Origin of the sequence: Brucella sp. NBRC 12950 (genome assembly GCF_030268145.1) — a bacterium.
Lineage (GTDB): Bacteria > Pseudomonadota > Alphaproteobacteria > Rhizobiales > Rhizobiaceae > Brucella.
In genome coordinates this window covers 33,889-55,395 of the sequence record NZ_BSQC01000001.1, presented here as the reverse complement: position 1 = coordinate 55,395, position 21,507 = coordinate 33,889, and the positions used below count along the sequence as shown (strand labels likewise).

Genomic DNA, 21,507 nt, shown 5'->3' with positions numbered 1-21,507 from the left:
TTGGGTCGTCCAACTCATATCAATGTTGCGGTTGCGGCTCCACCGCTGTTTCGACTTCTTTGGCGTCAGGCTCCTTGATGCGGAACCAGGCCACATAAAGTGCTGGCAGGAACAGCAGAGTGATGCCCGTGCCGGCAATGATGCCGCCCATCATGGCATAGGCCATTGGCCCCCAGAACACTTCACGCGCAATCGGGATCAGCGCCAGACTTGCAGCCGCCGCCGTCAATGCAATGGGCCGCATACGATGCTGACTTGCCTGAACAACCGCATCCCAGGGATGCATTCCATCAGTAATATGCTCTTCGACCTGCACGATCAGAATGACCGAGTTTCGGATAAGAATACCGATCAGCGCCAGCACACCGAGGATTGCCACAAAGCCGAGCGGTTTGCCACTCGGAAGCAGTGCCGCAACCACACCGATCAGCCCCAAAGGTGCCACGGCAACCACAAGGAACAGGCGCTGAAAGCTCTGCAATTGCAGCATCAGAACGGTTGCCATCACGAACAGCATCAGCGGCACAACGGCAGCAATCGGCCCCTGGCTCTTGCCGCTTTCTTCAACCGTACCGGCTGTAGCAACCGAATAACCCGCTGGAAGCTTGTCGACGAATGCCTTCACCGCAGGCTCAAGCTCCTTCACAATCGTGTCCGGCATCGTTTTATCAACAATACCAGCTGCAACCGTGATGGTTGGAATGCGCGAACGGCGATAAACGACCGGCTGTTCCAGCTCGTAACGGAAATTCGCAATGGCTGCGAGCGGCACGGAACTGCCGTTGCCAGTTGCAATCTGAAGGCTCTGAAGCGTGTCGATGGAATCGCGCTCATGCTTCTGCGCCCGCACAATCACATCGATCAGATAGATGGAATCCCGTACCTGTGTGATGCTGATACCGCCCACAACACCATTGAGCGTTGTCGCAATATCCTTGGATGAAATGCCAAGCTTGCGCGCCTTGTCCTGCATGACATCTACGCGGATGACACGACCCGGCTCGTTCCAGTTATAGCTGACGACGCCTAAGCGTTTATCGGCACTCATGATACCGGCAAAGTCCTGCGCAACGCCGCGCAGTTTCTGGATATCAGGACCGGAAATACGATACTGCACAGGGCGCCCGACCGGCGGTCCGAGCTCAAGGAACTTCACATAGGTATCGGTGCCGACATAATCCTTGCGCAACGCTTCGTCGAACTTCTGTTTCAAGCGATCACGCGCTTCCACGTCCTTGGCGACAACCACCATCTGCCCGAAATACGGATTTGCTGGCTGCACATCAAACGAGAGAATGAAGCGGATAGCACTTTGCCCGACATAGGTGCTCCAGTGGTCGATATCCGGATTATCCTTGAGCATGGTCTGCTCGAAGCGTTCCATCTGTGCCTTGGTATCAGCGATGGAGCTGTTCTGGGGCAAGGTCCAGTCGATCACCAGTTCCGGTCGGTCGGATTGCGGGAAGAACTGTCGTTCGATGAAGCCCATGCCGAACACGGACACCACAAACAAAGCGATCGTCGTGATGATGGTGATCCACTTGTGCCGCATCGCCAGAAGCAGCGTCTTCGAGAAAGCTTCGAAAAAGCGGCTGCGCTTTTCCTCATGATGCTTCATTTTCTTGGGCAGGAAGGTCACGCCAAGAAGCGGGGCAAACAACACAGCCACAATCCATGAAACGATCAGCGAAACAGCAATCACCACGAAAAGCGTGAACGTATATTCGCCCGCCTGACTGGTGTTGAGGCCAATCGGGATAAAACCTGCGATGGTTACAAGCGTTCCCGTGAGCATCGGGAACGCCGTGTGCGAATAAACATAAGTCGCGGCCTTGTTGATCGGATCGCCCTGTTCCAGCCGCGCGACCATCATTTCGACCGCAATCATCGCATCATCAACCAGCAGCCCCAGTGCGATAATCAATGCACCGAGCGACACACGTTGCAGCGAAATATCCATCAGCGACATGGCAAGGAAGGTGATAGCCAGCACCAGCGGGATCGACAGCGACACAACAAAACCGGCGCGCAAGCCAAGGCTGATGAAGCTCACGGCGAGAACGATGACAACCGCTTCAAACAGCGCCTGTGTGAACCCTGACACCGCGTCCTGCACGACCTCCGGCTGATCGGCAACCTTGAAGACATTCACGCCAACCGGCAACTCAGCCTTTGCCTGCTCCATCAGGGCATCAAGCTTTTCACCAAATTCGAGCAGATTGCCGTTTGGTTTCATGCCGATGCCAAGGCCAATCGCATCATGGCCGTTCACACGGAAAATCGATGTCGGTGGATCGACATAGCCGCGCGTGATCGTCGCCACATCCGAAAGACGGAAGAAGCGGTCATTTACGCGCAGATTGACGGCTCTGAGATCGGCTTCCGAATTGAACTGCCCACTCACACGAACGCTGATCCGCTCCGGCCCGGCCTGCACAACACCCGAAGGCGTAATCGCATTCTGATCCTGAAGCGCCTTGAGAATGGCCTGCTGGTCGAGGCCAAGGGCTGCCACCTGCCGCGTCGAGAATTCGAGATAGATCGCCTCATCCTGCGCGCCGATCAGCTCAACCTTACCGGCATTGGGAATAGTCAGAATTTTGGTGCGAACATCTTCGGCGTAATCGCGCAATTGGCGCATCGATAAGCCATCGGCTGTAAATGCAAAGATATTGCCGAACACATCGCCGAACTTGTCGTTGTAATATGGCCCGTAAACGCCTTCCGGCAGATTAGGCTTGATGTCGTCAAGCATGTGACGCACTTCGGACCAGGCTTTTGTCACCTGTTCCTTGCGCACGGTATCTTTCAAAAACACGAAGACCACGGATTTACCCGCCGTCGTCACACTGCGCGTATAGTCGAGCGTATCAAGCTCCTCGAGCTTCTTCTCGATGCGGTCTGTGACCTGGTTCATGGTTTCGTCGATGGATGCGCCGGGCCAATTGGCCTGCACCACCATGGTTTTCACCGTGAATTCGGGGTCTTCCGCGCGGCCAAGGTCAAGATAGGAGATAAGCCCTGCGACCAGAAACACGAGCATAAAATACCAGACAAGCGACCGGTGGTTCAAAGCCCAGTCAGAAAGATTGAAACCCTTTTTCACAGGCTGTTTCCTTTCGCATCCAAACGGACTTTTTGCCCTTCCTTGAGCTCGTTCACGCCGGCCGTTGCCACATAGCTGCCGACCTCGACATTATTGGCAACAAAACTGTCGCTGCGACGCTCAACAACCTGAATGTCATGAAGGCTTACAGTCTGCGTCTTGGGGTCAATCACCCAGATTTCGGTCTTTCCGTCTTTTTCAAGCAAGGCCTGAATCGGCAAAAGCACATGATCTTTTTCCGCTCTTGCAAGCCCTGCCCTTATCGTCGCTCCCAACCGGAAGCCCTCCGGCGGGTTTTCAAGTGCAATGCGGACCCGGCGCGTGCGCGTCTGCGCGTCCGCCTGCGGGGCGACTTCGCGCACCGTACCCTGCCCGGTTACGGTCGGGTCAGCCTGCAGCTGAACGTTAAACGGCGTTCCAGCCACGAAATATTCGGTCATGCTGTCGGGAATATCGAGAACCGCTTCACGAATATCCGGTCTCGCAACTGTCATCACCGCTTGTCCGGCAGCAACCACCTGCCCCACTTCGGCATTGGTTGCAGAGATGACGCCATCAAAATCAGGGCTTAACACGGCATAGCCGCGCTGATCTTCCGCTTTGCGCAATCCAGCCTGTGCTTTTTCAAGCCCCGCCTGTGCGCTGTCACGCGACTGTTTGGCAGCATCGTAATCAGCCTGAGAGATGTTGTTGCCCTTGAGCAAAATGTGCAGACGCTCTTCGCTGGCAGCGGCATTGGCATATTGCGCTTCCGCACTTGCGAGATCAGCCTTGGCAGACTGAACTGAAAGATCGAGTGTGGAGGGATCAAGCATCGCAACCATCTCATCTTTTTTGACAAGATCGCCAACAATAACCGGACGCGCGATAATGCGACCGAGAACACGGAAGGCCAGATCAGTCGAATAACGCGGCTCGATCGTACCAGCAAAGCTGGTCTGGATTGCAGGCTTCGGCGTTGCAATCGTGTAAAGAACAGGGCGGGCGGGCTCTGCTTGCGATGATTTGTCGTCATCTTTGCCACAGGCCGCAAGCGTTACAAGCGAACCAACAATGGCAACGCAGCTTAAAAATTTCATCGTCGATTTCATTGTGCGTCCGCCTTTTCGAGACCCTTTATAATCTCGGTTTGAGCACCGGATCGCAGCATCTGCGCGCCTTTGGTCACGATCAGCTCGCCAACATTCAAACCAGACGCAACAATGACCCGTTCCTTTTCATAGGCCAACACCTTGACCGGAACGAGCGTTGCAACCTGCGTGTCCTTTGCTACGCGCCAAACAGCCGTGCGACCTGAATCGGACGTCATGGCGCTCCATGGCAGGATCACGACCTGCTGGTTTTCCATATGGACCGTGCCTGTCACTGTTGCCCCAAGGGCCATTTGCTCAGGCGTATCGGCAATGCCAACTTTCACCCGCACGGTGCCCGTCTGTGCATCGACCACCGGTGAGATTTCGCGGATTTTCCCTTCTGCCTGAACGCTGTCGTCAGACAGCAAGGCCAGAGTTACGTCCATGCCGATCTTGGCATAATTGACCAGCGTTTCCTGAACATCGAAGATCGCATCACGCGGACCGTCTTCGGCAATCGAGAACGCAGTTTGCGCAGCCTGAACCACCTGGCCGGTTTCGATATTGCGAGTTGTCAGCACACCTGAAACCGGCGCATGAAGCTCGGTATAGGAAAGCTCGTCACGCGCATTACTGAGCTGACTTTCCGCATTCATCAATGTGCTTTGAGCGGTGCGAAACACCTGCTCAGACTGATCATATTGCGACCGCGTGGTGAAGCCTTGTGCCAAGAGCGCCTGCTGGCGTTTGAAACTTGCTTCCGCCTGCACAAGCTGCGCCTGAGCTGCATCCTTGGATGCCTGTGCAACGCGCATGTTGGACTGCTGTTCGGCATTGTCGATCCGTGCGAGAAGCTCGCCTTTCTCGACATGCTGGCCGATTTCGACCTTGCGCTCCACAACCTGTCCGTTGACGCGGAAAGAAACATTGACCAGTGAGCGTGCCGCAATTGCACCAGAGAGCGTCAGCTTGGGCTGATAGTCGACCAGCTTGCTCTCCGTCACGGCCACCGGAACGACGCCGCTCATTTCGGAATGCGCATAATTGCTTGAAGCCATAACCATCGTCGTAACGACGAGAACACTCGCAATCGCTTTCAGTGCACCATATCCCGCTTGTGCGAGAGGGGAAAATTTTGTGGCCATTGATACGATTCTCACTGGTTTCTTTGACAACAACATGCAGCCAAAAGAATGCTGAGAAAAGCATGCTTTAATAACATTATTAATCATCATATTCGCATATAGAAATGCGTCTCTCAAATAGCTTCGCGAAAGCGTTTAAATCAAAAACAATAAAACAAAATAATTATAAAATGACTTCTTCGACAAGCCGCTCGCCTGCAGCGTTTAACTGATAATAAGTGCGCTGTGTCCGAGCATCGCGTTGCCGGACCGTGATATAGCCACCATTGGTTTCAAGTACAATAACCTCCCTCAGCACAAGAGCGTGAGCAACGCCAAGTATGCGAGAAAAACTGCGGCTATCCTTGGCAATATCCAGTGCAGCCGCAGCAATAATTCCCGCGCCGAGCCGTGAGACTTTGCCCGATGCAGCCTCCAGCGCATCGACCAATGCCATATATTCAGCTTCTTCCATCAGGCGTTAGCTGCGTTAACCGCCTGAACCGGACGGAACGAAACAATGACCGACTTCGATGTTGGCGTATAGCTTTCGTCACCCGCGCTTGCCAAAGGCACAAGCACATTCATTTCCGGGTAGTAGCCCGCAATGCATCCACGCGGAATATCGTAAGGGACAAAGCGGAAATCACGAGCCACGCGCTCAACACCGTCCTCGAAATCACCGACGATATCGGCCCGATCTCCGGCTTCAACACCAATATCCGACATATCGGCGGGGTTCATGAACACCACCTGCCGTTCGCCATAGACACCGCGATAACGATCATCCATGCCATAAATCGTGGTATTGTACTGGTCATGGCTGCGGAATGTCTGGAGCACATAACGCCCCGGCTTGCCGCGTGCCTGCTGATGCTCGACAGCTTCAGGCAGTGCACCGCTCCAGAACGTAGCCTTGCCAGCCGGTGTTGCCCATTCCAGTTCTCGCGCCGTGTTGCGCAAATGGAAACCACGCGGCACACGAACGCGCGCGTTGAAGTCGTAGAAATCCGGCAATACCCGTGAGATGTGATCACGAATCAGATCGTAATCATCGGCCAGTGCCAGCCAGTCAACCGGCTTTGGGCCTAATGTCGCATTTGCCATTCCGGCAATGATCGCAACTTCCGAACGAAGCAACGGCGAAGCTGGGTTATTGATACCGCCCGATCCATGCACCATGCTCATCGAATCCTCCACGGTGACAATCTGCGCCACGCCCTTGGAGTTGAGATCAATCTCAGTGCGGCCAAGGCAAGGAAGGATAAAGGAATCCTGCCCCGGCAAAAGATGCGAATGGTTAAGTTTGGTTGCGATATGCACAGTCAGTCTTTGGCCGGACAGTGCTTTGATAATCATCGGACTGTCAGGTGTTGCACGCGCAAAATTACCGCCCAGGCCGATAAAAGCCTTTGCCGAGCCATCAAGCATGGCACCAATCGCGCCAAGCACATTATGGCCGGGTTCACGCGGCGCTTTGAAACCAAATTCCTTTTCTAAGGCATCAAGGAATGCAGGCGACGGACGCTCATTGATGCCGACCGTGCGATCTCCCTGCACATTGGAATGTCCACGCACCGGACAAAGCCCGGCGCCCGGCTTGCCGATATTGCCACGCAACAACATGAAATTGGTGATTTCGCGGATCATGATCACCGAATGACGATGTTGGGTAATGCCCATCGCCCATGTGCAGATAACTCGACCAGCCTTCATGTAAATGCGAGCGGCATGTTCAAGCGATTGACGCAGAAGACCGGATTGATCTTCAATCGCTTCCCATGAAGTTGCGTCGACAGCCGCACGATAAGCTTCAAATTCTGCCGTATGCGCTGCCAGAAATTCGCGATCCAGAACCGACGGCTCTCCAGCCGCAAGCGCTGCATCATCGGCCGCAAATACTGCCTTGGCCATTCCGCGGAAGGCGGCCAAATCGCCACCCAGACGCGGCTGATAATAATCGCTGGCGATGGCTTCGCTGCCGCCATGCATCATTTCAAGTTTGTTCTGCGGATCGGCAAACCGCTCCAGCCCGCGCTCACGAACGGGATTGAAAACAACGATCTGCGCACCGCGTTCGGCTGCGCGGCGCAGATCACCCAACATGCGCGGATGATTGGTGCCGGGATTTTGACCGACCACGAAAATCGCATCAGCCTGCTCGAAATCCTCAAGCAAAACCGTGCCTTTGCCGACGCCAACCGATTGCTTCAGAGCAACACCACTGGCCTCGTGGCACATATTGGAACAGTCAGGGAAATTGTTTGTGCCATAGGCGCGCACAAAAAGCTGATACAGAAATGCCGCCTCATTGGAGGCGCGACCCGATGTATAGAATTCGACACGATCCGGCGTATCGAAACCCTGCAAAATGCCGCCGATGGCCGCAAAGGCTTCGTCCCATTCGACCGCTTCATATTTATCGGTTGCCGCATTGTAACGCATCGGATGTGTAAGTCGACCAGTGTTCTCCAGCGCATAATCCGTCCAGGATTGCAGCTCGGAAACTGTATGTTCGGTGAAAAACTTTGGCGTCGTGCGTCGTTCGGTTGCCTCCCAGGCAACAGCCTTCACGCCATTTTCGCAAAACTCGAAAGACGAACCATGTTCCGGATCACCCCAGGCACAACCGGGGCAGTCGAAACCATCGGGCTGATTGGCTTTCAGAAGAGCACGCGCGCCAGTCAATGGCGCACCGCTGGCCAACAACTGCTTGCCACAACTTTTCAAAGCGCCCCATCCGCCAGCGGCACTTGAACGTTTGCCAATAAATCGGGTTTCCGAAGCCTTGCTCATCTTGCTATCCTCGACTGCATAACGCGCTGCACCCAATGAATGTCGTACTACGATGCAGTATTCTAGTGGTCTGATTCCAACATTTGCATTCCTCGGTTCATTGCGCTGAGCAAATGTTGGAATCAAAAAGACCACTAGCAATTATATTTATCTAGTGGATTTTTCGAATTTGACGTTTGAAACAGCATATGTGTCAGCAGAGATTCAAACGTCAAATTCAATCCACTAGAGCGCATCCCGAAAAGTGCGAAACGATTTTCGGAGAGGATGCGCGTGAATACAAATAATTAGGGCGCCAAATGCGACGCACCCCTGTCGTAAAATATCTTTGCGGCAATTTCTGACAATCGCCATATCAGCTGCAGAAATAAGCCGATAGTATAGTTGCACTTCGCAAACCATCAAATTAGCGCGAGCCAATTGTTATTCCATGCGGGTTCACTCTTGATTTCAGCCGCGCAATCCGTCATGCGATTGGTAAAGAAAACTGACCACAAGGGGTGGGAGAATGCCTAACATCGTCGAGATCGCCGATCTGAAGCGACTGGCCAAGCGCCGCGTCCCGAAAATGTTCTTCGATTATGCAGATTCGGGTGCCTGGACGGAATCAACCTATCGCGCCAATGAAACCGATTTCGCCAAGATCAAGCTGCGCCAGCGCGTTCTGGTCGATATGACCAATCGTTCGCTTGAAACAACGATGGTTGGCGAGAAGGTCGCAATGCCTGTGGCCCTCGCCCCGACCGGCCTAACCGGTATGCAACACGCAGATGGTGAAATGCTTGCGGCACAGGCGGCAGAGGCTTTTGGCGTTCCTTTTACCCTCTCGACTATGAGCATCTGCTCCATCGAAGACGTGGCATCCGTCACCAAGAAGCCATTCTGGTTTCAGCTCTACGTGATGAAAGACCGCGAATTCGTCAAAAACCTGATCACCCGTGCGAAAGCTGCCGGTTGTTCGGCTCTGGTGCTGACGCTTGATCTGCAGATTCTCGGTCAGCGCCACAAGGATCTGCGCAACGGCCTTTCCGCCCCGCCAAAGTTCACGCCAAAGCACATCTGGCAGATGGCAACCCGTCCGGGCTGGTGCATGGGCATGATGGGCACGCAGCGCCGCACCTTCCGCAACATTGCCGGTCACGCGAAAAATGTTACCGACCTGTCGTCGCTTTCCTCCTGGACGGCAGAGCAGTTCGATCCGCAGTTGAACTGGAATGATGTTGCATGGATCAAGGAACAATGGGGCGGCAAGCTGATACTCAAGGGCATCCTCGACGTTGAAGACGCGAAGATGGCCGCAAAATCCGGTGCCGATGCAATTATCGTTTCCAACCACGGCGGTCGCCAGCTTGACGGTGCTGTCTCGTCCATCTCCATGCTCAAGCCAATTGTCGACGCTGTCGGCGATCAGATCGAAGTGCATATGGATGGCGGTGTTCGCTCGGGTCAGGATGTTCTGAAAGCGCGCGCGCTGGGTGCGCAGGGCGTGTTCATTGGCCGTCCGTTCCTATACGGACTTGGCGCCATGGGTAAGGAAGGCGTTACACTCGCTCTCGAGATCATCCGCAAAGAACTCGACATCACGATGGCTCTCTGCGGCAAGCGCAACATTAACGATATCGATCAGTCTGTCATACAGTCAGTCGATTTCAAGTAAAGATTGCAGAACCCGGCTCAGGCCGGGTTTTTCTTTCCCGGTTAGACGACATTTCTCAAGATAAATACTACCGCAAGTTTAGTGCTCGCTAATAAGAAGTAACGATAGCTTAAGCATATTCGTTTACCATCTTTTTCCAACGGTTCGGGAACCGCAATTATTTCGGTTGGAGTTGGGTAGATGAAATATGTTTCCGCTATAGCGCTCATGACATGCAGCATGTTGATCGGTGCAAACGGAGCGCGCGCAGCTGACATTATTCTAGAGGAGCCAGCGCCAGTCGTTGTGGCACCTGCTCCTTTGGCGTCAGGGTGGTACATCCGTGGCGACATCGGTTACAACTTCAAAAACAAAACCGATGGTGAATGGGATTTCTGGAACCAGGAAAATCCACCCTATCGCGGCATCGACGACACGTTGAAATACGATAGCTTCAAACTGAAAGGTGGCGCAGCCTACGGCGTCGGCGTCGGTTATCGTTTCAACGAAATGTTCCGCACAGATGCAACGCTGGATTTCTTCCGCGCCAATATTAACGGCCGTACAAACTGCACCAGCTACGTAAAGAGCGCCCACGGCCTCAACCCGGTAGAAGATAATTGCCATTATGAAGACGCATCGACGGCAAATATCTGGACAGCAATGGCCAATGCCTATGTCGATCTGCCAAAGGTTGGAGCGGTCACGCCTTATCTTGGCGCCGGTCTGGGTGCTGCCTATGTGAAATACGGCAATTGGGATACACGTCAGGTATGCTCTGACTTCACAACCCGCAATTGCGATTACCAGTCAGACAAAGGCGGCCTCGACAGCTGGCGTTTTGCCATGGGTCTGATGGCTGGTGTGAGCTACGACCTCACCGAGCAGCTGAAGTTTGACCTTGGCTATCGCTATCTGCGCATCAACGGTGGCAAAGCCTATGGCTATGATGCCGCAGACAGCAGCACAAACCCCTACGGCAACTCCGAAGGTCCGGGCGCAACAGGCGCACAGGCCAAGGACAATGGCTTCAACATCCATACGGTCCGCGCCGGTCTTCGCTACGAATTCCGCTAAGCAGCAGCCGTCCTAAGAAATTAAAAGCCCGGCCAAATGCCGGGCTTTTTCTATGCCCGTGACGCCGGCGCTTTCGAGAGCAGCACTGTGCGGATTGCAAAGCTCGAATGAATGCGCGCAACACCCGGCAGCCGCGATAGAATTTCCTTGTGAATGATTTCATAGGAAGCGGCATTCTCCGCCTCAACCCGCAGAATATAATCGGCATCGCCGGTCATCAGATAACATTCCTGCACTTCTGGATGGCGACGCACCGCCTCTTCAAAGCGGTTGAGATATTCTTCCGTCTGCCGGTCCAGCGTGATGCGAACAATCGCCACCAGCCGCTCATCCCCGCCGGAAGATCCAACAATCGCGGTATATCCGCGAATGACGCCACTTTCTTCGAGAATCTGTACGCGCCGTAGACATGCCGACTGTGAAAGCCCCACTTCGGCGGCAAGCTGGCTGTTCGTCATCCGGCCATCGCGCCGCAGCGAACGGATGATATTGCGGTCTATGCTATCCAGTATCGCCATGAATATTCTTCGAATGATGAGCTAATAAGTGCGTAAATCATGCTAAAATTCGCATAATCTACGACAAAATGCAAAAACATTCGAATAGTCTTCGACTATCATTATCGCTATTGCTTTGGGGGCAAGGAATAGCGATCCGCCAGTCGCCGAAACCCGACATCGAAGCAATGTGCTTTTGGGAGGAAGCGGATTAGATTCCAGGCATCCCACCAACAAACCGAGTGCACTGGAAATGACCGATATGTCGATGCATTTTTCTCAAACTGAACGAGACCTCGCCGCAGGCGGCGTTCTAACCATCGACCTCAAAGCCCTGCGCCACAATTATTCGACCATCGCAAAGCGCATTGCGCCAACCCGCACAGCCGCTGTTGTGAAAGCTGATTCTTACGGTCTTGGTGCAAACCGCGTCGCGCCGGCTTTTTATGAAGCAGGTTGCCGCGATTTCTTCGTCGCCCATCTTGGCGAAGCAATTACGCTCCGCCCTTTTCTCAATCCAGATGCGACGCTTTACGTGCTGAACGGCCTTCAGCCCGGCACCGAAGCTGCCTGCGCACGCGAGAAAATTCTGCCTGTTCTCAACTCGCTGGAGCAGATTGAAAACTGGTCGGCACTTGCCGCAAGCCTGAACGAAAAACTGCCTGCGCTGCTACAGATCGATACCGGAATGTCGCGCCTTGGCCTGTCGGCCAAAGAACTCGACCAACTGGTCGATGACCAGCATCTTCTGGACCATATCGATGTGAAATTCGTCATCAGCCATCTGGCGAGCGGCGATGAACCGGAAAATCCGGCCAATGCGCGCCAGCTGGCAGCTATGTCGGCAGCGCTTGCGCGTTTGCCAAAAATGCCGGTGGCATTTTCAAACTCCGGCGGCTGTTTTCTCGAAAATACCTATCACTTCAATCTCGCTCGTCCGGGCGTAGCGCTTTATGGCGTTGGTCCTTCAGCGGGTGAAAACCCAATCAAACCAGTACTCGAATTGTCCGCACGCGTCATTCAGGTGCGCGATATCGATAAGGGTGCGGCAGTCGGTTATGGCGGCACATTCATAGCAAGCAAGCCCATGCGGATTGCAACCATTGCAGTCGGTTATGCCGATGGCTGGTTCCGCGCTTTGAGCAACAAGGGCTCCGCCTTTTATGGTGACACGCGTCTGCCGATTGTCGGTCGTGTTTCGATGGATTCGATCACGCTTGACGTAACTGCCCTGCCGGAAGGCGCAATCAAGCTCGGCAGTCTGGTTGAACTCGTCGGCCCGCATCAGCGGCTCGAAGATGTAGCGCGCGATTGCGACACCATTCCTTATGAAATCCTGACTTCATTAGGCCACCGCTATGCCCGTGTTTACGTGGATGGCGCAGCATCTGAAACAAAAGCATAATAATTAAGAGGCGAACATGCAGATCACCATTCTCGGCAGCGGCGTCATCGGCGTCACCAGCGCGTACTATCTGGCCAAGCTTGGCCATGAAGTCACTGTCGTTGACCGCGAGGAAGGCCCTGCACTGGAAACCAGCTTCGCCAATGCCGGACAGGTTTCGCCGGGTTATGCATCGCCATGGGCAGCACCCGGCATTCCATTGAAAGCTGCCAAATGGCTGTTTCAGAAACATGCGCCGCTGGTTCTGCGCCTGACCACAGATCCGAAGCAGTACGCTTGGCTGTTGCAAATGCTCGCGAACTGCACCGAGAGCCGCTACAAGGTCAATAAAACCCGCATGGTTCGTGTGGCCGAATATAGCCGCGATTGCCTTGTCGCTCTGCGCGAGGAAACCGGCATTCAATATGACCAGCGCACACAGGGCACCTTGCAGCTGTTCCGCGAGCAATATCAGCTCGACGGCATCGGCAAGGATATCGAAGTTCTGCGTCAGGACGGCGTTCCGTTTGAAGTGCTTGACCGTGAAGATTGCGTGCGGGTTGAACCTGCTCTGGCCCGTGCCAGAGACAAGTTCGTCGGTGGCCTGCGCCTGCCACATGATGAAACCGGCGATTGCTTCAAGTTCACCAATGAACTCGCCAAAATCGCCGAAGGCCTCGGCGTCAAATTCCGCTTTGGCGTCGACATCAAATCGCTGCTGATCTCTGGCGGCAAGGTGTCGGGCGTTGAAACCTCGGAAGGCGTTCTGACGGCCGATCGATATGTTGTGGCACTGGGCAGCTACACGCCCGCTCTGGTCAAGTCGCTTGGCCTGAATGCTCCGATCTATCCGGTCAAAGGCTATTCGATCACCGCTCCGATCATCAATGAAGAGCTGGCACCTGTCTCGACCGTGCTTGATGAAAGCTACAAGATTGCCATTACCCGCCTTGGCGACCGTATCCGTGTAGGCGGCATGGCCGAAGTCTCCGGCTTCACCAAAGACCTGCCTGCTGCACGTCGCGCAACACTTGATCTCTCGGTGAGCGACCTGTTCCCGGGCGGTGATCTCAAGGCTGCGACCTTCTGGTCGGGCCTGCGTCCAATGACACCGGATTCAACGCCGATCATCGGTGCAACACGCTATGACAACGTGTTTATCAATGCAGGCCACGGCACACTTGGATGGACCATGGGTCCGGGCTCGGGCAAGCTGCTCGCCGACCTCATCTCCGGCAATAAGCCGGATATCCGTGCCGACGACCTTAGTATCGCGCGCTACGCATAAATCACGGTGGCGAGGAAGCGAAACCAGAAATCAGTCCAGTGGACTGATTTCCCCGCATAGGCATTTTCTCTTGGCGCACAAAGATCGCCCTAGCCAATGAGATGGCGCAGAAGCCCGGCTGATGCGATTGCCACCACGACCGTTACAAGCATAGGAAACCGCGTTGCGGCGGCAATTGTCAGCGCAAGCGCAATCATATCCGCTGGTTTGCCGGTAAAAAACTCCGGCGCGATAACGCTAATCAGCACGCAGCCGGGCGCGCTTTCCAGCAGCATTTGCGCCCGCGGACTCAGAGTGCGATTGCGCAGGAAAATATAACCGCCGATGCGGGTCATGTAAGTGACCGTCGCCATCAGCAATATGGTCAGAGCGTGAATAGGGTCGATCATCATTCTGGCTTCGCCTGCTTCCAGGCCACGATAAGACCCGCCACAACACCAGCTGGCACATACCAGGCGCCAGGAACGCTCAGATAGGTTACGCCCGCAACGATAAGGCTCACCAGCCATGGCAGAGCGGCAACCGGTCCCTTCCACATGCTGGCAAGGATAACGATAAAGACTGCTGGAAACGCCATATCGAAACCGAAGCGTTTCACATCACCCAGAACCGGACCAACCAGCGCACCTATAGTCGTGAAGACAATCCAGGTTGCGTAAAGGCCGAGTGCGGCTCCAAAATAATAGCGAATGCTGAAGCGGTTTCCCGACTTGCGCGCATCGGCAAGACCAAGCGCCCAGCTCTCGTCGCACATGAAGAATAGCGCCAGAAATGCCTTGCGCTTCGGCAAATGCTTGATGAGCGGCGCAAGCGCTGCACCCATCAGGAAATGTCGGCTGTTTACCAGAAATGTGATCGCGACAATCAGCAGGATATGCGGCGGCGACGTCCAAAGTCCAATGGCAGCAAATTCCGAACCTCCGCCAAAATTCAGGCCGGTCATCATCGGCACTTCAACCGGGCTCAGCCCCTTTTGTGTGGCCTGTGCGCCCAAGAGCAGTGCGAACGGAACAAAACTCAGACAGACGGGAATGGCTTCCCGCAGGCCACGCAGGCCTTCAGATCGCCGGGAGACGCCGCTTTGCCCCTCGACAAAATCCATACTACGCATCGACTATTTCCTTTTTGAAGAGCAACAATGCGCTCATTCCGAACCGGGAAAATACGTCAATTCGCGCAGATTATTGTTGCTTTTACACTCTCCATACACAAAATATTGGCTGTAAATATCAACAATTTGTCATTAGGCGCATTATAATGCCAACATCAATTGATGCAATTGATCGTGCCATCCTTCGGGTGCTCCAACAGGAAGGCAAGATTAACAACACCGAACTTGCCGAACGTGTTGGCCTATCCCCATCCCCGTGCCTTCGCCGGGTGAAGCAGCTGGAAGATGCAGGCTTCATCGAACGCTATGTCGCACTGGTCGATGCTGCGAAGCTCGGAATGGGCTTCACCGTTTATGTGCGCATATGGTTGACCGGTCAGGACGAAGAGACTGTCACAAGTTTTGTGAAGGCGATTGAAAAGCTGCCGCAGATTGTGGAATGCCATTTGATGGCAGGTGATTGCGATTTTCTGCTGCGCGTCATTACGCCTGATCTGGAAGGTTTCAGAAAATTCCAGATGGAATATATCGGCAAGATAAAGGGCGTTCGGAACATAAAATCCGAAATCCCGATGCAGCAGATCAAGCGCTCATGGGTCGTGCCACTATAGGCGCTTTGGCTGACACATCAGAAACTCGGTGGTGTGCAGGCGCTCACCACTTCGCAGGCTACTGGCCCCACGCATTTGAACCGATGTGGCAGCTTGCTTGAGAAATAATAGGCATCGCCCGGCCCCAAGATTCGGCGCTCGCTACCGACCGTCACTTCGATGCGACCCGAAATGACGATGCCCCCCTCCTCGCCCTCATGCATGAGCAGAACCTTGCCGGTATCCGATCCCGGCTCGTAGCGCTCTTTGAGGATTTGCAGCGAACGGGCAAAGAGGTGGTCGCCCACCTGTCGATAAGAAATCGGCCCCTTGCCGATCTCCACCAGTTCATCCGCCTGATAGAAGACCTTGTGCGGCGCATCCGGCTCAAGCGCAAAAAACTCGGCCATTCCGATAGGAATTCCATCCAGAATGCGCTTTAATGCACCAACCGACGGATTGGACTGATTGGCTTCGATCAGCGATATGGTGGAATTGGTCACGCCAGCACGTTTTGCAAGCTCTCGCTGAGACAGATTCTGCCGCATTCGCACATAGCGAAGCCTGCCTCCGATATCGATGCTCATCGACGGTTCCCCTTATTGTTTATGATGTTCGATATATCACAAACTTCCGTTTCAAAGCACATAATTTCAATGGCTTAAATTTCTGAAGAAAAGGACTTGTTGCCCTCAGGAAAGCGTGTCCTCCTGCTCTCAAAATAGGAGGTTCTAATGCTTAACAACACCAACGCGCCAAGTCTTGATAACTTCTGGATGCCGTTCACGGCGAACCGCCAGTTCAAGGCCGCTCCACGCCTGCTCGCAAGCGCTTCGGGCATGTATTACACTGATGTCGACGGCCATCAGGTTCTGGATGGCACGGCTGGCCTTTGGTGCTGCAATGCCGGTCATGGGCGTAAGCAGATCACCCAGGCTGTCGAGCGCCAGATCTCGACCATGGACTTCGCGCCGACCTTCCAGATGGGCCACAACATTGCTTTCGACTTTGCCGAAAAGCTCGCAGCCATTGCGCCCGGCGGCCCGGATGCCAAGCTTGATCGCGTGTTCTTCACCAATTCCGGCTCGGAATCGGTCGATACCGCACTGAAGATCGCCATCGCCTATCAGCGCGCCATTGGTCAGGGCACCCGTACCCTCATCATCGGTCGTGAAAAAGGCTATCACGGCGTTGGCTTCGGCGGCATTTCTGTCGGCGGCCTCGTCAACAACCGCCGCGTCTTCCCGCAGATTCCTGCTGATCATATGCGCCATACGCTCGATATTGGCCGCAATGCATTTTCCAAGGGCTTGCCTGAACACGGCATTGAACTCGCCGACGATCTGGAACGTCTGGTTCAGCTGCACGGCGCAGAAAAGATTGCCGCTGTCATCGTCGAACCAATGTCCGGCTCTGCCGGTGTTGTACTTCCGCCAAAGGGCTATCTCGAACGCATTCGCGCGACCGCTGACAAGCACGGCATTCTGGTGATCTATGACGAAGTCATCACCGGCTTCGGACGCCTCGGCACACCATTTGCTGTCGATTATTTCGGCGTAAAGCCTGATCTCGTCACCACCGCCAAGGGCCTCACCAACGGCGCAATCCCGATGGGTGCTGTCTTTGCCAGCCGCACAGTGCATGATGCGCTGATGACCGGCCCGGAAAACGCCATCGAGCTCTTCCACGGCTACACCTATTCCGGCCATCCGGTTGCCTGTGCTGCCGGTCTTGCCACGCTTGAAATCTACGCCGAAGAAGGTCTTCTGACCCGCGGCGCAGAGCTGGCCGAGCATTGGCAGAACGCGCTTCATTCGCTGAAGGGCGCGCCAAATGTCATCGACATCCGCAACCTCGGCCTCGTTGGCGCAATCGAACTGTCGTCACGCGAAGGCGCCATCGGCGCACGCGCTTACGATGTCTTTGTCGATTGCTTCAAGAAGGGTCTTCTGATCCGCGTCACCGGCGATGTGATCGCGCTTTCGCCACCGCTCATCGTGGAAAAAGAACAGATCGACACAATCGTTTCCATGATCGGAGATGCGCTTAAACGCGCGGCCTGATCACCACCCAGATCGAGCCGCAACTTGGCCGCCGCTTTCCCCTGCGGCGGCTTTTTTCTTAAGCATTTCCAGCAAAAGTACGAAGCGGTTTTGCGTAAGATAGTGCGTAAAAACAAACAGATAGAGAAGTTTTGGCATTATGCATAACCAGAACTTCTCTATGAATCACATTATGCGGAAAGTGGTCCAAGGGATTCTGCGCATTATCATTTTAGCGGCCACTATGTGCGAAGCCTCCAAAAGCGTAATAACGTTACATTACATCGCTAAATTTAGCTCTGCGACGGCGTAAATTTTGCCACCAGCGCATGACTATCGCCCGGATAAGTGAAGCGTACATGCGTCACCGGCTGATCGGCATTCCACGTCTGGCGCTCAACGACAAGACAAGGCGAACCGACAGGCACGCCAAGCGTCGCAGCGTTTTCCTCGGTTGAGACAACCGCACGGATGGAATGCTGCGCATTGCTCCAAGGCACGCAGGAAACAAGCCACGGACCGGGTGATTGCTCTGCAAAATCGGTCTCTCCCGCGCTCGGCACAGCATCAAGGCTGATAATGCGTTCTTCCAACGCAAAGACCCGCTTCCCTGCATAATGACGGCAAACTAGTTCGACCAGCGGCGTGTGTCGTGGCATGTCGATATGACGCGCATCGGCAGGGCCGCTCAACCGCTCATTTCGTTTCAGCAGGTCAAAACGATAAGGCTGCCCAAGCGCTGCAACCTCATCGCGAATATCGTGGATTTCGAGAATAGCGGCTTGTGACTGCGGGAAGGAAACAAAGCTGCCCGAACGGCGCTTTCGTTCAATCAGACCGGCTTTTGCCAGCTGCGTCAGCGCCTTGTTCACGGTCATGCGCGAGCAATTATAATACTCGGTAAGCTCGTGCTCGAACGGGATGCGATGACCGGGCTGCCATTCGCCAGAAATAATGCGCGTTTCAATATCATCCAGAATACGCTGATGCAGCGATAATGTCGGCTCGTCTTTTCCGGATGGATTGTCCTGCACGTCCCGCTCGCCCCATTTATTAGTTCAGCAATTCGCCGATTGCTTTCTGGAAAGCACGCTCTGCCGCATCGCGCAAGCGATGATGTCCGCCCTCCACCTGTTTCACGCCGCGCACCCACACATCAGAGGCACGCGCACGACCGGCAAAAATCCAGCCATCGAGAACCGCATCCCCCTTTGCATGGGGCAGACGCTCAACATCAAGCGATACAAAATCTGCCGAAGCACCCTGTCTCAAACCATCGCCTTCGCGACCCATAGCAATATTGCCGCCTGCCAATGCACCATCAAACAAGGCTCGTCCGGTCGAGCCTTCGTTTTTCGCCAGCACATTGCGCGCTCGATGCAGCAAACGCTGCGAATATTCATATTGCCGCAACTCATCGCCAATGCCGATCAGCACATTGGAATCGGACCCAACGCCGAAACGGCCACCATTGGCATCAAACACGGTGGCATTGAACGTGCCATCGCCGAGATTGGCTTCCGTAACCGGACAAAGACCGGCAATCGCACCAGCCTGAGCCATGCGCACAGTTTCCGCGTCACTCATGTGCGTTGCGTGGATAAGGCACCAGCGCGACGACAATTCCTGATGGTCAAGCAGCCATTCAACAGGTCGCTGTCCGGACCACGCAATGCAGTCCTCCACTTCCTTAACCTGCTCGGCAATGTGAATATGCACCGGTGCGCCGGGCAACAGCGATGCCGCAAATGTCAGCTCATCCGGGGTGACAGCACGCAGACTGTGCGGCGCCACGCCAAGCACAGCACCATCGAAGCCAGAAAGAGCCCTCTCGCAGCCCTCGATCAGGCGCGCAAAACTCTCCTGATCGTTGATGAAACGGCGCTGCCCCTCATTGGGATCGGCACCGCCAAAACTCGAATGCGCATAAAGCACCGGCAACAGGGTCAGCCCGATGCCAGCCGTTTGCGCTGCCGAGACAATGCGATCCGCCATTTCCGAGATATTGCTGTAAGGTGTGCCGTCGCGATCATGATGCAGATAATGAAACTCACCGACGCGTGTAAAACCGGCTTCCAGCATATCGACATAAAGCCGCAATGCGACTGCTTCCGCCTGTTCCGGCGTCATGGTCAGCGCGAACTTATACATGATCTCGCGCCAGCTCCAGAAACTGTCAGCCGATGGGCCGCGCCGTTCAGCAAGGCCAGCCATGCCATATTGAAACGCGTGGCTGTGGAGGTTTGGCATCCCCGCTACGATCACCTTATAGCGCTCGTCTCCCGTTTTGGCTTCAACGCCAATCTCCACAGAAGCAATTTTTCCCTGAGCTAAACCAAGCCGCACATCCTCTGCCCAGCCCGTCTGCAAAAGCGCCTGACCAGCATGGATAAATTGCGTTGTTGGGACTGCGGCTGACATTCGATGAAGCTCCTCATTCCGCTCAATTTGCACACCCGTTTTTCAACAGATCGCGATTGGATGCATTTTTTCTCTTGGCGGTTCCGTTAATATGTATATACATTATTGAAAACCAGGGGAAGCGAGAAAACGCTCATGACACAGAAATCGAACTTCGTTTTAACGCAGGCACGCATCGCCACTCTATCGGAAAAGGCAGATGGACTTGGTTTGATCGAAGCTGCAGCAATTGCCGTCAAGGATGGCAAAATCGCTTATGTCGGCGCTGAAATTGATCTTCCCGCTGAATATGCCTCGCTTGAGAAGATTGACTGCGAAAACCGCCTGATCACGCCCGGTCTGATCGACTGTCACACGCATCTGGTCCACGCAGGCAATCGTGCGCATGAATTTGAGCTGCGCCTGAATGGTGCCACTTACGAAGAAGTTGCGCGCGCGGGCGGCGGCATTGTTTCCTCTGTTAAAAACCTGCGTGCAGCCAGCGAAGATGATCTGGTCCGTGAAACCCTGCCCCGCCTCGATGCGCTGATTGCTGAAGGTGTGACGACGGTTGAAGTCAAATCGGGTTATGGTCTCGATACGGACAGCGAAGCAAAGTCATTGCGTGCGGCTCGGCGTCTTGGGCATGAACGCGACGTTGCTATTCGTACGACCTTCTTGGGCGCTCATGCCCTCCCGCCGGAAATGAATGGCGATAAAACGGCTTTCATCGATAAAATCGTCAACGAAATGCTGCCTGCCATTGCGAACGAAAATCTCGCCGATGGAGTGGACGGGTTCTGCGAAGGCATCGCCTTCCTGCCGGATGAAATCGCCCGCGTTTTCGACGCCGCAAAGGCGCATGGCCTTCAGGTCAAACTCCACGCAGACCAGCTTTCCAATCTGCATGGCGCAGCTCTTGCCGCTTCATATGATGCGCTTTCTGCCGATCATCTCGAATATACCGATGCCGAAGGTGCAGCCGCTATGGCCAAGGCCGGAACTGTCGCAGTTCTGCTTCCCGGTGCTTATTATTTCATTCGCGAAACGCAAAAGCCGCCGGTCGAGCTTTTCCGCCAAGCTGGCACCAAGATGGCTCTCGCCACCGACAACAATCCCGGCACCTCGCCGCTAACCTCGCTTCTGCTCACCATGAATATGGGTGCAACCCTGTTCCGCATGACGGTCGATGAATGCATTGCAGGCGTCACGCGCGAAGCAGCCCGTGCCCTTGGCGTGCTTAACAAAACCGGCACGCTTGAAGTCGGCAAGGATGCTGATCTCGCCATCTGGAGCGTCGAGCGTCCGGCAGAGCTCGTTTACCGCATTGGCTTCAACCCGCTCTGGAAGCGGGTTTTCAAAGGCCAGATCTAATTCATATCC

Annotated in this window: 19 protein-coding genes; 7 read left to right on the top strand and 12 right to left on the bottom strand. The window is 54.6% G+C overall.

Translation table 11 applies throughout. From position 1 onward, the window contains the following. Nucleotides 1–19: 19 nt before the first annotated feature. The 5 genes from QSJ70_RS00245 to QSJ70_RS00225 all read right to left on the bottom strand — a co-directional run bounded on the left by QSJ70_RS00245 (nucleotide 20) and on the right by QSJ70_RS00225 (nucleotide 8,099). Entirely contained in the window at nucleotides 20–3,106 is a 3,087-nt protein-coding gene (locus tag QSJ70_RS00245) for an efflux RND transporter permease subunit (RefSeq protein WP_007876187.1), read from the bottom strand. Further along, nucleotides 3,103–4,197, bottom strand: a complete 1,095-nt coding sequence (locus QSJ70_RS00240; protein ID WP_113496285.1) for an efflux RND transporter periplasmic adaptor subunit — start codon at nucleotides 4,195–4,197, stop codon at nucleotides 3,103–3,105. Before QSJ70_RS00240 ends, QSJ70_RS00245 begins: the two co-directional genes overlap by 4 nt. Beyond that, a complete protein-coding gene (locus tag QSJ70_RS00235) occupies nucleotides 4,194–5,243 on the bottom strand; it encodes an efflux RND transporter periplasmic adaptor subunit (RefSeq protein WP_285534715.1) in 1,050 nt (349 codons plus the stop codon). Before QSJ70_RS00235 ends, QSJ70_RS00240 begins: the two co-directional genes overlap by 4 nt. 244 nt (nucleotides 5,244–5,487) lie before the next feature. After that, nucleotides 5,488–5,778 carry a hypothetical protein gene (locus tag QSJ70_RS00230; RefSeq protein WP_408913711.1) on the bottom strand — a complete coding sequence of 97 codons (291 nt, stop codon included), beginning with the start codon at nucleotides 5,776–5,778 and terminating at the stop codon, nucleotides 5,488–5,490. Beyond that, on the bottom strand, nucleotides 5,778–8,099 hold the full coding sequence (locus tag QSJ70_RS00225) for an FdhF/YdeP family oxidoreductase (protein WP_113485642.1): 2,322 nt from the start codon (nucleotides 8,097–8,099) through the stop codon (nucleotides 5,778–5,780). The genes QSJ70_RS00230 and QSJ70_RS00225 overlap by 1 nt, the downstream gene beginning before the upstream one ends. 508 nt (nucleotides 8,100–8,607) lie before the next feature. Between QSJ70_RS00225 and QSJ70_RS00220 the strand changes: the two genes are divergently transcribed. Then, the gene (locus QSJ70_RS00220; protein ID WP_007876196.1) at nucleotides 8,608–9,756 is read left to right on the top strand and encodes an alpha-hydroxy acid oxidase; all 1,149 of its coding nucleotides are present in this window, start codon (nucleotides 8,608–8,610) and stop codon (nucleotides 9,754–9,756) included. A gap of 180 nt (nucleotides 9,757–9,936) precedes the next feature. After that, complete coding sequence (locus tag QSJ70_RS00215) at nucleotides 9,937–10,812, top strand: outer membrane protein (protein ID WP_007876198.1); 876 nt, start codon at nucleotides 9,937–9,939, stop codon at nucleotides 10,810–10,812. Nucleotides 10,813–10,862: 50 nt separating this feature from the next. Here QSJ70_RS00215 and QSJ70_RS00210 read toward each other — a convergent pair whose 3' ends face one another. Beyond that, nucleotides 10,863–11,330 (bottom strand): Lrp/AsnC family transcriptional regulator, encoded by a 468-nt coding sequence (locus QSJ70_RS00210; RefSeq protein WP_285534428.1) that lies wholly within the window; start codon nucleotides 11,328–11,330, stop codon nucleotides 10,863–10,865. 232 nt (nucleotides 11,331–11,562) lie between these two features. Here QSJ70_RS00210 and alr point away from each other — a divergent pair, with 232 nt between their 5' ends. Together alr and QSJ70_RS00200 are read left to right on the top strand one after the other, a co-directional pair. Further along, nucleotides 11,563–12,714, top strand: a complete 1,152-nt coding sequence (alr, locus tag QSJ70_RS00205; protein ID WP_079212178.1) for an alanine racemase — start codon at nucleotides 11,563–11,565, stop codon at nucleotides 12,712–12,714. Between the two features lie 16 nt (nucleotides 12,715–12,730). After that, a complete protein-coding gene (locus QSJ70_RS00200) occupies nucleotides 12,731–13,981 on the top strand; it encodes a D-amino acid dehydrogenase (protein ID WP_007876203.1) in 1,251 nt (416 codons plus the stop codon). A gap of 89 nt (nucleotides 13,982–14,070) precedes the next feature. Here QSJ70_RS00200 and QSJ70_RS00195 read toward each other — a convergent pair whose 3' ends face one another. Together QSJ70_RS00195 and QSJ70_RS00190 are read right to left on the bottom strand one after the other, a co-directional pair. Beyond that, entirely contained in the window at nucleotides 14,071–14,370 is a 300-nt protein-coding gene (locus QSJ70_RS00195; RefSeq protein ID WP_064322441.1) for an AzlD family protein, read from the bottom strand. Further along, on the bottom strand, nucleotides 14,370–15,083 hold the full coding sequence (locus QSJ70_RS00190) for an AzlC family ABC transporter permease (RefSeq protein ID WP_007876205.1): 714 nt from the start codon (nucleotides 15,081–15,083) through the stop codon (nucleotides 14,370–14,372). The genes QSJ70_RS00195 and QSJ70_RS00190 overlap by 1 nt, the downstream gene beginning before the upstream one ends. Nucleotides 15,084–15,238: 155 nt before the next feature. Here QSJ70_RS00190 and QSJ70_RS00185 point away from each other — a divergent pair, with 155 nt between their 5' ends. Then, complete coding sequence (locus tag QSJ70_RS00185) at nucleotides 15,239–15,703, top strand: Lrp/AsnC family transcriptional regulator (RefSeq protein WP_079212180.1); 465 nt, start codon at nucleotides 15,239–15,241, stop codon at nucleotides 15,701–15,703. A 17-nt stretch (nucleotides 15,704–15,720) separates the two neighbouring features. Here the strand turns inward: QSJ70_RS00185 and QSJ70_RS00180 are convergent, their stop codons facing one another. Further along, nucleotides 15,721–16,269, bottom strand: a complete 549-nt coding sequence (locus tag QSJ70_RS00180) for a cupin domain-containing protein (protein WP_007876209.1) — start codon at nucleotides 16,267–16,269, stop codon at nucleotides 15,721–15,723. A 147-nt stretch (nucleotides 16,270–16,416) separates the two neighbouring features. On the opposite strand from QSJ70_RS00180, the gene aptA reads away from it, so the two are divergent. Beyond that, nucleotides 16,417–17,745 carry an omega-aminotransferase AptA gene (gene aptA / locus QSJ70_RS00175; protein WP_007876210.1) on the top strand — a complete coding sequence of 443 codons (1,329 nt, stop codon included), beginning with the start codon at nucleotides 16,417–16,419 and terminating at the stop codon, nucleotides 17,743–17,745. Here the strand turns inward: aptA and QSJ70_RS00170 are convergent, their stop codons facing one another. The 3 genes from QSJ70_RS00170 to QSJ70_RS00160 form a co-directional block, all read right to left on the bottom strand. Further along, complete coding sequence (locus QSJ70_RS00170) at nucleotides 17,746–17,883, bottom strand: hypothetical protein (protein ID WP_171380199.1); 138 nt, start codon at nucleotides 17,881–17,883, stop codon at nucleotides 17,746–17,748. Between the two features lie 134 nt (nucleotides 17,884–18,017). Beyond that, nucleotides 18,018–18,758, bottom strand: coding sequence for a histidine utilization transcriptional repressor HutC (gene hutC, locus QSJ70_RS00165; protein ID WP_285534424.1), 741 nt, complete (start codon nucleotides 18,756–18,758; stop codon nucleotides 18,018–18,020). 19 nt (nucleotides 18,759–18,777) lie between these two features. Further along, complete coding sequence (locus tag QSJ70_RS00160; RefSeq protein WP_285534423.1) at nucleotides 18,778–20,145, bottom strand: formimidoylglutamate deiminase; 1,368 nt, start codon at nucleotides 20,143–20,145, stop codon at nucleotides 18,778–18,780. A gap of 135 nt (nucleotides 20,146–20,280) precedes the next feature. Here QSJ70_RS00160 and hutI point away from each other — a divergent pair, with 135 nt between their 5' ends. Continuing rightward, entirely contained in the window at nucleotides 20,281–21,498 is a 1,218-nt protein-coding gene (hutI, locus tag QSJ70_RS00155; protein ID WP_285534422.1) for an imidazolonepropionase, read from the top strand. Nucleotides 21,499–21,507 lie beyond the last annotated feature (9 nt).